The 15560-nt window shown below is 62.7% G+C and carries 3 protein-coding genes and 3 rRNA genes; all 6 read left to right on the top strand.

Annotated features, from left to right (window positions below; all coding sequences use genetic code 11):
* The first annotated feature begins 91 nt into the window (after window positions 1-91).
* Complete coding sequence (locus tag AC1MFI_RS02920) at window positions 92-2131, top strand: alpha-1,4-glucan--maltose-1-phosphate maltosyltransferase (RefSeq protein ID WP_479819528.1); 2040 nt, start codon at window positions 92-94, stop codon at window positions 2129-2131.
* Complete coding sequence (treS, locus tag AC1MFI_RS02915) at window positions 2131-3897, top strand: maltose alpha-D-glucosyltransferase (protein WP_479819526.1); 1767 nt, start codon at window positions 2131-2133, stop codon at window positions 3895-3897. Before AC1MFI_RS02920 ends, treS begins: the two co-directional genes overlap by 1 nt.
* Window positions 3897-7715, top strand: a complete 3819-nt coding sequence (gene glgB, locus AC1MFI_RS02910) for a 1,4-alpha-glucan branching protein GlgB (protein WP_479819525.1) — start codon at window positions 3897-3899, stop codon at window positions 7713-7715. Before treS ends, glgB begins: the two co-directional genes overlap by 1 nt.
* 458 nt (window positions 7716-8173) lie before the next feature.
* Window positions 8174-9707 (top strand): 16S ribosomal RNA (locus tag AC1MFI_RS02905).
* 557 nt (window positions 9708-10264) lie between these two features.
* Window positions 10265-13421: ribosomal RNA gene (locus tag AC1MFI_RS02900) — 23S ribosomal RNA — on the top strand.
* A gap of 226 nt (window positions 13422-13647) precedes the next feature.
* Window positions 13648-13764 (top strand): 5S ribosomal RNA (gene rrf / locus AC1MFI_RS02895).
* The 16S, 23S and 5S rRNA genes sit together here, the layout of an rRNA operon.
* Window positions 13765-15560 lie beyond the last annotated feature (1796 nt).

Raw genomic sequence — 15560 nt, 5'->3', positions numbered from 1 at the left:
CTGCGTAAACGCTTGCGTAATACGGAGCAGGCGCTGACGCTACGCGAAGCTCCCTTAGCATTTCGGCCCATTACTCGCTAACGTCGTACGGGTGACCACTCCTACCGAGCAGAACCGAAATGCCCAGTACCCCGAAGGACTGCGCTTTGGCCGCATCCCCATCACTGCGGTCAGTCCCGTCATCGAGGACGGACGCTTTCCTGCGAAGGGGATTCCCGGCTCTGACATCGCCGTGGGCGCGACCGTCTTCAGGGAGGGCCACGACCAGTTGGGCGTCTCGGCAGTCCTCTACGACCCGAGGGGCAGGGAGGTGCAGCGCGTCCGCATGACGCCGGTGGGCTCGGGGCTGGACCGCTGGGCGGGAACCCTCACCCCTCGTGCAAAGGGTCTGCACACCTTCACCATCGAGGGCTGGTCCGATGTGTTCGGTACCTGGGAGCACGACGCGACGATCAAGATCGCCGCCGGGGTCGACGTCGAACTGATGCTGGCCGAGGGCGCCGCGCTGTTCGCCCGGGCGGCGGGCGAGCGCACCGGCCGCGACGCGACACTGTTCCGCCGGGCAGCGGACACCCTTGCCGATCCGTCCCAGAGCGTCGAGGCCCGCCTCGCCGCCGGCCTGTCGCCCCAGATCCACGATGCGATCGCGCGTCAGCCGATCCGCTCCCTCGTCACCGCCTCCCAGGCCTACCCGATCAACGTGGAGCGCGAGCTGGCCGGTCGTGCGGCCTGGTACGAATTCTTCCCGCGCTCCGAGGGCGCCACCTACGATCCCGAGACCGCCCAGTGGACCTCCGGCACGTTCCGTGAAGCCACGAAGCGCCTTGATGCCGTCGCTGCCATGAACTTCGACGTCGTGTACCTGCCTCCGATCCACCCGATCGGCCGCACGCACCGCAAGGGCCCCAACAACACACTGACCGCCGGTCCCGGGGACCCGGGATCGCCGTGGGCCATCGGCTCGGAGGACGGCGGACACGATGCCATCCACCCCGACCTCGGCACGTTCGAGGATTTCGACGCCTTCGTGGCGCGGGCCACCGAACTGAACCTCGAGGTCGCCCTGGACCTCGCCCTGCAGGCGTCACCGGACCACCCCTGGGTCCAGACCCACCCGGAGTGGTTCACCACGCGCGTCGACGGGTCCATCGCCTACGCGGAGAACCCCCCGAAGAAGTACCAGGACATCTACCCCATCAACTTCGACAACGATCCGAAGGGCCTGTCGAAGGAGGTCCTGCGGATCGTCCTGATGTGGATCCAGCACGGCGTGAAGATCTTCCGGGTGGACAACCCGCACACCAAGCCGGTGCAGTTCTGGGAGTGGCTGATCGCGCGGGTGAACAAGAAGCACCCCGACGTCATCTTCCTCGCCGAGGCCTTCACCCGGCCGCCGATGATGCACGCGCTCGGTCGGGCAGGCTTCCAGCAGTCCTACTCCTATTTCACGTGGCGCAACACGAAGACAGAGCTCGAGGAGTACTTCACCGAGATCAGCCAGGTCTCCCCGGCGTACTTCCGGCCCAACTTCTTCGTGAACACCCCGGACATCCTCACCGAGTACCTGCAGTACGGCGGGCCTGCGGCCTTCAAGATCCGCGCGGTACTCGCATCCATGGCGAGTCCGCTGTGGGGGGTGTACTCCGGCTATGAACTGTTCGAGCACGTGGCCCGGCCGGGAGCCGAGGAGTACATCGACAACGAGAAGTTCCAGTACCGCCCGCGGGACTACGCTGCCGCCGAGGCGGGAGGCCGGTCGCTCGCGCCCTTCATCACCCGCCTGAACGCTATCCGCAGGTCCCATCCCGCGCTCGGGGACCTGGAGAACCTGAGTGTCCACGGCAGCACCGACCCGGCCACGGTGGTGTTCGTGAAGCACAAGCAGACGGCGGAGGGCAAGGACACGGTGATCGTCGTCGTCAATGTGGATCCGCACAGCACCAGGGAGAGCACCGTGTCGCTCGACCTCGCGCACCTGGGCCTCGACGCCGGCGATCTGGACGAGAACGGTACGTTCCTGGTGGACGATCTCCTCACGGGACAGACCTTCACCTGGGGTGAGCATAATTACGTCCGGCTCGACCCCCACGTGGAGCCCGCCCACATTCTTTCAATCAGGAGGCAGCGCTAGTGCCCAACCCCTTCCAGCTCAACGCACCTGGACTGGCCCACGACCCCCACTGGTACCGCAAGGCGGTGTTCTACGAGGCCCTGGTCCGCGGATTCGCCGATGCGAACGGGGACGGCTCCGGTGACCTCTCGGGTCTGATCGAGAAGCTGGACTACCTCCAGTGGCTCGGCGTCGACTGCCTGTGGCTGCCGCCCTTCTTCAAGTCCCCGCTGCGCGACGGCGGCTACGACATCTCGGACTACTACGACGTGCTCGACGAGTTCGGGTCGCTCGGCGACTTCAAGCGGCTCGTCGCCGAGGCACACGCCCGTGGTGTCAGGGTCATCATCGACCTGCCCATGAACCACACCTCCGACCAGCACCACTGGTTCCAGGAGTCCCGCCGGGATCCCGAAGGCCCGTACGGAGATTTCTACGTGTGGAGCGACACGGACGAGAAGTACCAGGACGCCCGCATCATCTTCGTGGACACCGAGGAATCGAACTGGACGTTCGACCCGGTGCGCCGCCAGTTCTTCTGGCACCGGTTCTTCAGCCACCAGCCGGACCTCAACTTCGAGAACCCCAAGGTGCAGGAGGCCATCTTCGACGTCGTGAAGTTCTGGCTCGACCAGGGCATCGACGGCTTCCGTGCCGACGCCATCCCCTACCTGTTCGAGGAGGAGGGCACCAACTGCGAGAACCTGCCGAAGACGCACGAGTTCCTCAAGCGGCTCCGCGCGATGGTGGACGAGAAGTACCCGGGCCGCGTCATCATCGCCGAGGCGAACCAGATGCCGGACGAGGTCGTCGAGTACTTCGGTGACGAGGACGGCCCCGAGTGCCACATGTCCTTCCACTTCCCGATCATGCCGCGGCTCTTCTATGCGCTGCGTGACCAGAAGGCCGCCCCCATCATCGAGACCATGGACGAGACTCCGGACATCCCGGCCGGCGCCCAGTGGGGCACGTTCCTCCGCAACCACGACGAGCTCACCCTCGAGATGGTCACCAGCGAAGAACGGGAAGCGATGCTCGGGTGGTATGCACCGGACCCCCGGATGCGAGCGAACGTCGGCATCCGTCGCCGGTTGTCCCCGCTGCTCGACAATTCACGGGCGGAAGTCGAACTGATCCACGCCCTCCTGCTGTCCCTGCCCGGCAGCCCGTTCCTGTACTACGGCGACGAGATCGGCATGGGGGACAACATCTGGCTCGAGGACCGCGATGCCTCGCGGACCCCGATGCAATGGAACCCGGACCGCAACGCAGGCTTCTCCCCGGTGGATCCGGGCAAGCTGTACCTCCCGGTCGTCCAGTCGCTCGTCTACCACTACAACCACGTGAACGTCGAAGCGCAGATGGCCACGTCGAGTTCGCTGCTCCACTGGGTCCGCCAGATGCTCGCGGTCCGCAAGGCCCACCCGGCCTTCGGGCTGGGTGCCTACCGCAACGTCCCGGTCGAGTCCGAGCACGTGCTCGCCTTCCTCCGGGAGGTCGAGGAGCCCAATGCCGAAGGCGAGCCCGCCGAGTCGGTGCTCTGTGTCTTCAACCTGTCGCAGCACCCGGTCGCCGCGAGGATGCGCCTCGCGGAGTTCGCGGGCCGCGGGCTCCGGGACCTGTTCGGAGGGTCGATCTTCCCGGCGTTCGCGGAGGACGGCGATATCACCCTGACGCTCGGCAGCCACGACTTCTTCTGGCTGCGGGTCCGCTCCGCGAACTCCAACACCTCGTCGCCGCACACCCAGGCCATGCCCGTCATTCCCCTCTCGGAGGTAATCAGATAATGGCGACCCACATACCCTTCATCCCGGAGATCCTCACCGAATGGCTTCCATCCCAGCGGTGGTTCCCGGCGAAGGAGCGGTCGGTGGACCTGACGGTCGTCGGCGGCACTGTGCTGGAGGACCCGGCCGGCGCGGCGGGCTTCGAGGTGCACTTCCTGGCGGTCGATTCCGGCCGGCGGACCGACGTCGTCAGCGTGCCGATCAGCTACCGCAGCGAACCACTCGAGGACGCCGCTGCGGGACTCATCGGCCAGGTGGAACACCCCGAGCTCGGTGCCCGGTGGGCGTACGACGCCACGCACGACGCCGACTTCGTGCGGCTGTGGGTCGACTTCATCCTCAGCGGCGGCAGGACGCCCGACGGGCGGCTCACGGGTGTCGTCATCAAGGCTCCGGCCCATCAGGAGCCGGGCGTCGCCCAGCCGGTCAAGGTTCTCCAGGGGGAGCAGTCGAACACCTCGGTGGTCTACGGCTCCGGTGCGGGATCCATGATCGTGAAGTTCTTCCGCGTGCTGGCGGCCGGCGAAAGCCCCGATGTGCAGATCAGCGCAGAACTCACCGCCGGCGGGTCGACGGACACCCCCGATACCTTCGGCTGGGTCACGGGCACCTGGCAGGAAGCCCATGGCGAGCCGGGCCACCACGTGACGGGCCACGTCAGCGTGCTGCGCGACTTCGTCGAGGGAAGCACCGACGCCTGGCGCACCGCGTCATCCGCGGCAACGACCGCCGGTGACTTCACGGCCGAGGCCCGAAGTCTCGGCCGGGCCGTCGCCAGGATCCACCGGCAGCTCGACGGCGCCTTCGGGAGCCGCAAGGCCACCGACGACGAGGAGAGGGACTTCAAGGACGCCCTCGTGCGGCGCATCCGGTGGGCCTGGGAGGAAGCGGGTGACGCCGTCGGTACCCTGGATGCCGAGGTGGATCGCATCATCGCCGACATCGAGACCCTCGCGGACATCCCGCCGCTGCAGCGGATCCACGCCGACCTCCACCTCGGCCAGGTGCTCCAGTCGCCCGACGGCACATGGCTCATCATCGATTTCGAGGGCGAACCACTCCGCCCCACGGCCGAGCGAAGCGTTCCCGATGTGCCTGTGCGCGACGTCGTCGGCATGGTTCGCTCGCTCGAGTACGCGGCAGCTTCCCGCGGTGCGGCGCCGGTCGGATCGTCCGAGGCGGCCGTGACGGAACAGTGGTCCGACGCCGCTCGGGAGGCATTCCTCGAGGGCTACGCGGAGGAGTCCGGAGCGCCTGTGGACACCGACGGGCCGCTCTTCCGTGCCCTCTGGCTCGACAAGGCCCTGTACGAAGTCGTCTACGAGATCCGCAACAGGCCGGACTGGGTGGAGATGCCCGTCCGGGACGTCCGACGCGCCCTGGGTGCACAGCCCGGTGCGGACGCAACGAAAGCAGCTGACATGAATTCTCCGAAGAACGCCGGTCCGGACGAGGGCGCAGGCGAGGAAAGCCTCGCGGCAAAGGCAGCCAAAGCAGTCGCCGGGACAGCGAAGGCAGTGGTAGGGAAAGCGAAGAACGCGACGACGGCGGTGGCCGACGCGGCCTCCGACGGCGGCTCGGGGACGGGGCGGGGTGCCGACGACGCGCAGGCCGGCGATCACGTCGCGCCGGATCTTACTCCCGCCGCAGTGGAGCAGTCCGTCCTCCAGCAGGTCTCGGACGGCGTCTATCACCAGCCCCATGCGGTGTTGGGCGCACACCTGGACAGCAACGACGTCGTGACCATCCGGACCCTGCGCCGACTGGCCCGGTCCGTCGTCGTCATCACCGGTTCCGGCCGCACCGAACTGAGCCACGAGCACAACGGCATCTGGGCCGGCGCACTGCCGGCGGAGAATCCCGGACACGTACCCGACTACCGGCTCGAAGTGACGTACGACGGCGACCCGGTGACGGTCGATGACCCGTACCGGTTCCTGCCGACCCTGGGCGAGATCGACATGCACCTGATCGGGGAGGGCCGGCACGAGACGCTGTGGACCGCGCTCGGCGCCCACGTCCGCCACTACTCGTCGGTGCTCGGCGACATCGAGGGCGTCTCCTTCGCTGTCTGGGCCCCCAACGCCCGGGCCGTGCAGGTGATGGGTGATTTCAACGGCTGGGACGGAAGCACCAATGCCATGCGCGCTCTCGGCAGCTCGGGCATCTGGGAGATCTTCATCCCCGGAGCGGGGGCCGGGACGTGCTACAAGTTCCGCATCCTCGGAAGCGACGGCCAGTGGCGAGAGAAGGCCGACCCGATGGCACGGGGCACCGAGGTGCCGCCGCTCACCGGCTCCAAGGTCGTCGAGTCGACCTACGTCTTCGGCGACGAGGAGTGGATGGAGGCCCGGGCGGCCGGTGATCCCCACAACGGCCCGATGAGCGTGTACGAGGTGCACCTCGGTTCCTGGCGCCAGGGGCTCGGCTACCGGGAGCTCGCGGAGCAGCTCGCGGAGTACGTCTCCTGGCAGGGCTTCACGCACGTCGAGCTCATGCCGGTCGCCGAGCACCCGTTCGGCGGGTCGTGGGGGTATCAGGTCACGTCCTACTTCGCCCCGACGTCCCGCTTCGGTTCACCCGACGACTTCAGGTACCTCGTCGACACGCTCCACCAGGCCGGGATCGGCGTCATCATGGACTGGGTCCCCGCCCATTTCCCGAAGGACGCGTGGGCTCTGGCGAACTTCGACGGCGGCACGCTGTACGAGCACGGTGACCCGTTCCTCGGCGAGCACCGGGACTGGGGCACCCTCATCTTCGACTTCGGCCGCAGGGAGGTCCGCAACTTCCTCGTCGCGAACGCCCTGTACTGGCTCGAGGAGTTCCACATCGACGGACTGCGTGTCGACGCCGTCGCCTCCATGCTCTACCTGAACTACTCGAGGGAGGAAGGCCAGTGGCGGCCGAACAAGTTCGGCGGCCAGGAGAACCTCGAGGCCATCTCCTTCCTGCAGGAGGTCAATGCGACCGCCTACAAGCGGGCACCGGGAATCGTCATGGTGGCCGAGGAGTCCACCGCGTTCGACGGCGTCACCAGGCCCACGAGTGCCGGCGGCCTCGGGTTCGGGATCAAGTGGAACATGGGCTGGATGCACGACACCCTCGAGTACATCTCCGAGGACCCGATCAACCGCGTCCACCACCACGGCAAGGCGACGTTCTCGATGGTGTACGCGTACACCGAGAACTTCATGCTCCCCATCAGCCACGACGAGGTAGTGCACGGCAAGGGCTCGCTCCTGCGCAAGATGCCGGGCGATCGATGGCAGCAGCTCGCCAACGTCCGGGCGTACCTCGCGTTCCAGTGGGCACACCCAGGCAAGCAGCTCATCTTCATGGGCACCGAGTTCGCGCAGGAATCCGAGTGGGCCGAGCAGCACAGCCTCGACTGGTGGCTCACCGACACTCCGTCCCACAAGGGGGTGCAGCAGCTCGTCAGGTCGCTGAACACGATCTACAAGGAGACGCCCGCGCTGTACGCGCGGGACAACGAGCCCGCCGGCTTCCAGTGGATCGACGAGAACGACGGCGAGCACAACACGCTCTCGTTCATCCGGTGGGACCACCAGGGCAATCCGCTCGTCTGCATCGCGAACTTCGCAGGCGGTCCGCACGAGGGCTTCCGGGTCGGTCTGCCATGGGCGGGGGAGTGGACCGAGGTCCTCAACACCGACTCCGAGGAGTTCGGAGGCTCGGGCGTCGGGAACTCGGGTCGGATCACTGCACACGAGGGTGCGCACAACGGCCAGCCCGCTTTCGGCGACGTGCGTGTCCCCCCGCTGGGAGTGCTCTATCTGAAGCCCGCCGCTTCCTGATCATCGGCTGCCCGATACCATTGCGGACCCCCTCCCAGGAGGGGGTCCGCAGTCGTTTTACTTTCCGGCGCGAGCGGTGCTAGTGTTAGTACCCGCGCTGATGAAGTCATCTGATCGGCCGACAACCACACATTCGAAGCATCGCTCCTGTCCGTATTGGCGGGAACCGGCCGAGAAAGAGTGGGAACCGGCCGATTTGGAGAAACGGAGACAGCCGGGTAAGCTTGTAAAGTTGCTTCGGAGCGAGGACACAGCGGTTTGGTTGTGTTTGGTGCCGGTAGCTCCTGTTGTTTGAGAACTCAATAGTGTGCCAAGTTTGTTGATACCGATTGTTTTTTGATTGGTTGAATTTGCTGGTTGCCGCACCCCGTGTGGTGGCTGGTTTTTTTGGCTGGTTTCGAATTTTGTGCAATGGTGTCACCCGTTTTCCCGGGTGGTGTTGTTGTGTCTGTAATGCATTTACGGAGAGTTTGATCCTGGCTCAGGATGAACGCTGGCGGCGTGCTTAACACATGCAAGTCGAACGATGAACCTCACTTGTGGGGGGATTAGTGGCGAACGGGTGAGTAACACGTGAGTAACCTGCCCTTGACTCTGGGATAAGCCTGGGAAACCGGGTCTAATACTGGATACGACCTTCTGGCGCATGCCATGTTGGTGGAAAGCTTTTGTGGTTTTGGATGGACTCGCGGCCTATCAGCTTGTTGGTGGGGTAATGGCCTACCAAGGCGACGACGGGTAGCCGGCCTGAGAGGGTGACCGGCCACACTGGGACTGAGACACGGCCCAGACTCCTACGGGAGGCAGCAGTGGGGAATATTGCACAATGGGCGCAAGCCTGATGCAGCGACGCCGCGTGAGGGATGAAGGCCTTCGGGTTGTAAACCTCTTTCAGTAGGGAAGAAGCCGGCTCTTTGGGTTGGTGACGGTACCTGCAGAAGAAGCGCCGGCTAACTACGTGCCAGCAGCCGCGGTAATACGTAGGGCGCAAGCGTTATCCGGAATTATTGGGCGTAAAGAGCTCGTAGGCGGTTTGTCGCGTCTGCCGTGAAAGTCCGGGGCTTAACCCCGGATCTGCGGTGGGTACGGGCAGACTAGAGTGCAGTAGGGGAGACTGGAATTCCTGGTGTAGCGGTGAAATGCGCAGATATCAGGAGGAACACCGATGGCGAAGGCAGGTCTCTGGGCTGTAACTGACGCTGAGGAGCGAAAGCATGGGGAGCGAACAGGATTAGATACCCTGGTAGTCCATGCCGTAAACGTTGGGCACTAGGTGTGGGGGACATTCCACGTTTTCCGCGCCGTAGCTAACGCATTAAGTGCCCCGCCTGGGGAGTACGGCCGCAAGGCTAAAACTCAAAGGAATTGACGGGGGCCCGCACAAGCGGCGGAGCATGCGGATTAATTCGATGCAACGCGAAGAACCTTACCAAGGCTTGACATGAACCGGAATGATGCAGAGATGTGTCAGCCACTTGTGGCCGGTTTACAGGTGGTGCATGGTTGTCGTCAGCTCGTGTCGTGAGATGTTGGGTTAAGTCCCGCAACGAGCGCAACCCTCGTTCCATGTTGCCAGCGGGTTATGCCGGGGACTCATGGGAGACTGCCGGGGTCAACTCGGAGGAAGGTGGGGACGACGTCAAATCATCATGCCCCTTATGTCTTGGGCTTCACGCATGCTACAATGGCCGGTACAAAGGGTTGCGATACTGTGAGGTGGAGCTAATCCCAAAAAGCCGGTCTCAGTTCGGATTGAGGTCTGCAACTCGACCTCATGAAGTTGGAGTCGCTAGTAATCGCAGATCAGCAACGCTGCGGTGAATACGTTCCCGGGCCTTGTACACACCGCCCGTCAAGTCACGAAAGTTGGTAACACCCGAAGCCGGTGGCCTAACCCCTTGTGGGAGGGAGCCGTCGAAGGTGGGACCGGCGATTGGGACTAAGTCGTAACAAGGTAGCCGTACCGGAAGGTGCGGCTGGATCACCTCCTTTCTAAGGAGCGCCTCATGTTCATGTGCCCGTCCAGTGTGTCGGGTGTGTGGCGTGCAGGAGTTAGCCCATAGCGCGGGCGTTTGTTCCGCGGTGGGTGCTCATGGGTGGAATATCAATGAATAGGTGCCTGGTGGCTCCTGGCGGTTCGTGAGTACGTCTCATCGTCTGTGTCCGTGTTCCTTCCTTTCGGGGTGGGGTGCGGTTCGGTGGTGGTTCTGGAAAGCGGGTTGCCGGTGTGGTTGCCGGGTGGTGTTTGGCACACTGTTGGGTCCTGAGATAACAGGGCCTTCCTGCGTGGTTCGTGGTGGTGCGGGTGTCCGGTGTTTGCCGGGTGTCTGTGTCGGTGCGAGGTGGTGGGGGGGTTGGGTTGTTTCTGGTTTTCCTGCGCATGCTGGTCGCCGGTCCCCTTGGTTGGGGTGGTGTCCGGGTGTGTTGGGGTTGTTGGTTGAGAACTGCATAGTGGACGCGAGCATCTTAAAAAGAAGCAATTTCTAAGATAAATCTGGTTTCGGACGTATGTCCGGGCCTGGTTTTCTCGATATGTTTTTGATCTTAGTGGTCAAGTTTTTAAGGGCACACGGTGGATGCCTTGGCATCAGGAGCCGAAGAAGGACGTGGGAATCTGCGATAAGCCTGGGGGAGTTGATAACCGAACTTTGATCCCAGGATGTCCGAATGGGGAAACCCCGCCCGGCGCGCGAGTGACCGGGTGACCCGTATCTGAACACATAGGGTACGTGGAGGGAACGTGGGGAAGTGAAACATCTCAGTACCCACAGGAAGAGAAAACAATAGTGATTCCGTTAGTAGTGGCGAGCGAACGCGGAACAGGCTAAACCAGTGGTGTGTGATAGCCGGCGGGCGTTGCATCACTGGGGTTGTGGGACTTTCCGTTCCAGTTCTGCCGGACTGGTGAAATGAGTGCGTGCGTATAGGTGAACGGGTTTGAAAGCCCGGCCGGAGAGGGTGTTAGTCCCGTAACCGTAATGCGTGACGCCGTTTGGAGAGGATCCCAAGTAGCACGGGGCCCGAGAAATCCCGTGCGAATCTGCCAGGACCACCTGGTAAGCCTAAATACTCCCTGATGACCGATAGCGGACCAGTACCGTGAGGGAAAGGTGAAAAGTACCCCGGGAGGGGAGTGAAATAGTACCTGAAACCGTGTGCCTACAAACCGTCGGAGCAACCTTAGTAGTTGTGACGGCGTGCCTTTTGAAGAATGAGCCTGCGAGTTAGTGTTACGTCGCGAGGTTAACCCGTGTGGGGAAGCCGTAGCGAAAGCGAGTCTGAATAGGGCGACCAGAGTGGCGTGATCTAGACCCGAAGCGAAGTGATCTACCCATGGCCAGGTTGAAGCGACGGTAAGACGTCGTGGAGGACCGAACCCACTTCAGTTGAAAATGGAGGGGATGAGCTGTGGGTAGGGGTGAAAGGCCAATCAAACTTCGTGATAGCTGGTTCTCCCCGAAATGCATTTAGGTGCAGCGTTGCGTGTTTCTTATCGGAGGTAGAGCTACTGGATGGCTAATGGGCCCTACAAGGTTACTGACGTCAGCCAAACTCCGAATGCCGGTAAGTGAGAGCGCAGCAGTGAGACTGTGGGGGATAAGCTTCATAGTCGAGAGGGAAACAGCCCAGACCACCAACTAAGGCCCCTAAGCGTGTGCTAAGTGGGAAAGGATGTGGAGTTGCCCAGACAACCAGGAGGTTGGCTTAGAAGCAGCCACCCTTGAAAGAGTGCGTAATAGCTCACTGGTCAAGTGATTCCGCGCCGACAATGTAGCGGGGCTCAAGTACACCGCCGAAGTTGTGGCATTCACATATATCCCAAGCCGGAGACTTGTTCTCCTGGTTCAAGGGTGTGGATGGGTAGGGGAGCGTCGTGTGGGCAGTGAAGTCGCGGTGTAAACCAGCGGTGGAGCCTACACGAGTGAGAATGCAGGCATGAGTAGCGAAAGACGGGTGAGAAACCCGTCCGCCGAATGATCAAGGGTTCCAGGGTCAAGCTAATCTGCCCTGGGTAAGTCGGGACCTAAGGCGAGGCCGACAGGCGTAGTCGATGGACAACGGGTTGATATTCCCGTACCGGCGAAAAACCGGCAATACTGATCGAGGGATACTAACCGCCAGAAGCATGACCGGCCACCCTTGTGGTGACGTGGTTTTTTGTGGATCGCGGGACCTGATCTCGGGAGGTAAGCGTATTAACAGGTGTGACGCAGGAAGGTAGCCGAGCCGGGCGATGGTTGTCCCGGTCTAAGGATGTAGGGCAGAACGTAGGCAAATCCGCGTTCTTGTGTTCGATCACGAGCCTGAGATCTGATGGGACCCCCGTATGGGGGAATTCGGTGATCCTATGCTGCCGAGAAAAGCATCGGCGCGAGGTTTTAGCCGCCCGTACCCCAAACCGACACAGGTGATCAGGTAGAGAATACTAAGGCGATCGAGAGAATTATGGTTAAGGAACTCGGCAAAATGCCCCCGTAACTTCGGGAGAAGGGGGGCCCCAACTGTGATGGTGACTTGCTCACCGGAGCGGATCAGGGCCGCAGAGACCAGGGGGAAGCGACTGTTTACTAAAAACACAGGTCCGTGCGAAGTCGCAAGACGATGTATACGGACTGACTCCTGCCCGGTGCTGGAAGGTTAAGAGGACCGGTTAGTTTCACGCTTGCGTGGGACGAAGCTGGGAATTTAAGCCCCAGTAAACGGCGGTGGTAACTATAACCATCCTAAGGTAGCGAAATTCCTTGTCGGGTAAGTTCCGACCTGCACGAATGGAGTAACGACTTCCCCGCTGTCTCAACCATAAACTCGGCGAAATTGCAGTACGAGTAAAGATGCTCGTTACGCGCAGCAGGACGGAAAGACCCCGAGACCTTCACTATAGTTTGGTATTGGTGTTCGGTGTGGCTTGTGTAGGATAGGTGGGAGACTGTGAAGCGTGGACGCCAGTTCATGTGGAGTCATCGTTGAAATACCACTCTGGTCACTCTGGATATCTAACTTCGGCCCGTAATCCGGGTCAGGGACAGTGCCTGATGGGTAGTTTAACTGGGGCGGTTGCCTCCTAAAAAGTAACGGAGGCGCCCAAAGGTTCCCTCAGCCTGGTTGGCAATCAGGTGGCGAGTGTAAGTGCACAAGGGAGCTTGACTGTGAGAGAGACATCTCAAGCAGGGACGAAAGTCGGGACTAGTGATCCGGCGGCACATTGTGGAATGGCCGTCGCTCAACGGATAAAAGGTACCTCGGGGATAACAGGCTGATCTTGCCCAAGAGTCCATATCGACGGCATGGTTTGGCACCTCGATGTCGGCTCGTCGCATCCTGGGGCTGGAGTAGGTCCCAAGGGTTGGGCTGTTCGCCCATTAAAGCGGTACGCGAGCTGGGTTTAGAACGTCGTGAGACAGTTCGGTCCCTATCCGCTGCGCGCGCAGGAAATTTGAGAAGGGCTGTCCTTAGTACGAGAGGACCGGGACGGACGAACCTCTGGTGTGTCAGTTGTACTGCCAAGTGCACCGCTGATTAGCTACGTTCGGATGGGATAACCGCTGAAAGCATCTAAGCGGGAAGCCTGCTTCAAGATGAGATTTCCATACACCTCGAGTGTGAGAGGCCCCCAGCCAGACCACTGGGTTGATAGGCCGGATGTGGAAGCAGGGACGAAAGACCTGTGAAGCTGACCGGTACTAATAAGCCGATAACTTACACCACAGACCACCCCCCACCGGGACCCCTGGGCAACCAGGACACCAGTGACCACGGGGGACGGTGAAGATCACATGCTACGCGTCCACTATGCGGTTCCCAACCAACAACCGGAGAACCACAACTGAATATGAGTACATCCAGCACGACGGATGTAACCCCACAGATTTACCGGCACCCACACCCCGCACCACCAGGTACGGGACGAAACGGTGCGTCAGGTAGCAAGGGTTACGGCGGTCATAGCGTGGGGGAAACGCCCGGTCCCATTCCGAACCCGGAAGCTAAGACCCACAGCGCCGATGGTACTGCACCCGAGAGAGTGTGGGAGAGTAGGACACCGCCGGACAACACTTAACACAGGGAAGGCCCCACACCACCAGGTGCGGGGCCTTCCCCCCTTTAACCCACACCCCGACCACCACCCGGGGATGGTGCCCGTAAGGCCGGGCGCGCGCCACCACGGAACCCGGGCGCCCCAACCACGAAACGCCACCTGCCCGACTCCGGCCACCACGCCGCCCAACCCGGCCGGTCGAGACCGAACGGCTGGATCTGGTCCGGCTGCGGGAGTGGCTGATGTGGCCAACGGGTCATCCACTGTACGTATCTCGTCGTGGGTGCGGTGGCCATCGTGCCCGTTGTGGTCTGCTCCCTGATCCATGCTCAGCGTCAGGAGGTGGAGCTGTGTGCGCACGGCGTTGCAGGAGGATCTGATGAGCGTGAAGGACGACCGCGGACCCTTAGCCGGGGATGCTCTGCCGGCGAAGGCCTAAGGGGTCCTCACTTTCCTTCGGAGCAAGCATGCAGGCCTCGCCGTTCAGGGCGAGCCTGGACAAAGGCACGTGGTTTGAGAATCGCCTCGGGTCATGGCGTCCTTCCCACAAGCCGACCGTGGGAGACCCGGGAGTCGGAAGATGTGCCTGAGGATTTCGACCGGTGCACGTGTGTGGTCGACGTTCGCTACTCATCACCGGTGCCTGATCGCTGGCAGTCACCCGACGGGCGGAAGCCTGGCTCGCTTGTCGGTGGCGGCACTCGTGATCGGTGATCGCGTAGCAGCGCTTCCTGGTCCGGAAGGTTTCCCAGACGAGCCTGCGTCCGGGCTCGCCCCTCCCGCCTACAGGAACCCGGCCTGGGGTAGAACGGATCGCTCCAGGTCCCACCGGAGCAGTACCTCAGCCCGCCGTGTACTGAGCGAGGGTGCGGCCGAGCAGTTGGTGCCCGTGCCAGACCCGGTACTGGCTCTGTCCAGTGTCATCGGGTCCGCGGGGTCAGTCCGGAGTTGTGGCCGGCGAGAGCTGCCGTCCAACCGGTGCTCCGTCGCGTGGCCGGCCGCAGCCCTGGTCCCTGCTCCTGGCAGCGGCAGGTTCCATCGAGCGGCGCTGGCTCGGACTGGAGACGTATCGTTCCTCCCATTCACCATGAGCACCAGGACGGCGAGCGGAGCGACGGTCGGGGCTGCGCCCTCCCATCCGGGGTATCGCGTGGTGATCGCTGCACACCTGGCTGCCTACCGGTGTGCTTCGACCACGACGACGCGTGGTCGGGGTACCCGGATGAGGCATGCATATCGGTGGGCTCGAACGAGTCATGAGTGTTCAGGAACCGAGGGGCAAGCCACCTCGGGTCGTACTGCCACACACCGTGCGGTACTGCTGCCCCTATCCGTGGAGTGACAGCCGTCATGTCCCGATCGCATCGCCCGTATAGAGCCGGAGCTATCCCGCATTGTTCGCCTAACCATGCTCCTTTTCATCCACTACGCCGGCTACTCGAGGGGCACAGGCGACTCGACGGGCGCCGACCCGCCACGTGCCGCTCGGGGATCGCACCATCCCGGCCTTCAGGGCAAGCCTGGCCGGCGGTGGCGGGGCGAGCTGTTCCGTCCGTGCGAGCCGTATAGCGATCGGTCGGCCTACGACAAAGCCGCGCAGGTGGTGCTGGACACTCCGCCGATCTACGGAAACTGCACCACCAGGTCGCCATCCCGGGGCTTCCTGTGGCGCCCGGTCTCCTCCGAAGAGCCGGCCGGGGCCAGGACCGAACAGCGTCGGGAGGTCGACGGGTACACGTGACGGAGGCAACGTCCCGTCGGTTTGCTCCCATCCAGTACGGCGTGTAATGTCTTATGAGTTGCCCCGG

Source organism: Arthrobacter sp. BC5, from assembly GCF_056680255.1.
Note: the sequence above shows the minus strand (reverse complement) of the source record. Positions and strands in the feature narration are given on the sequence as shown.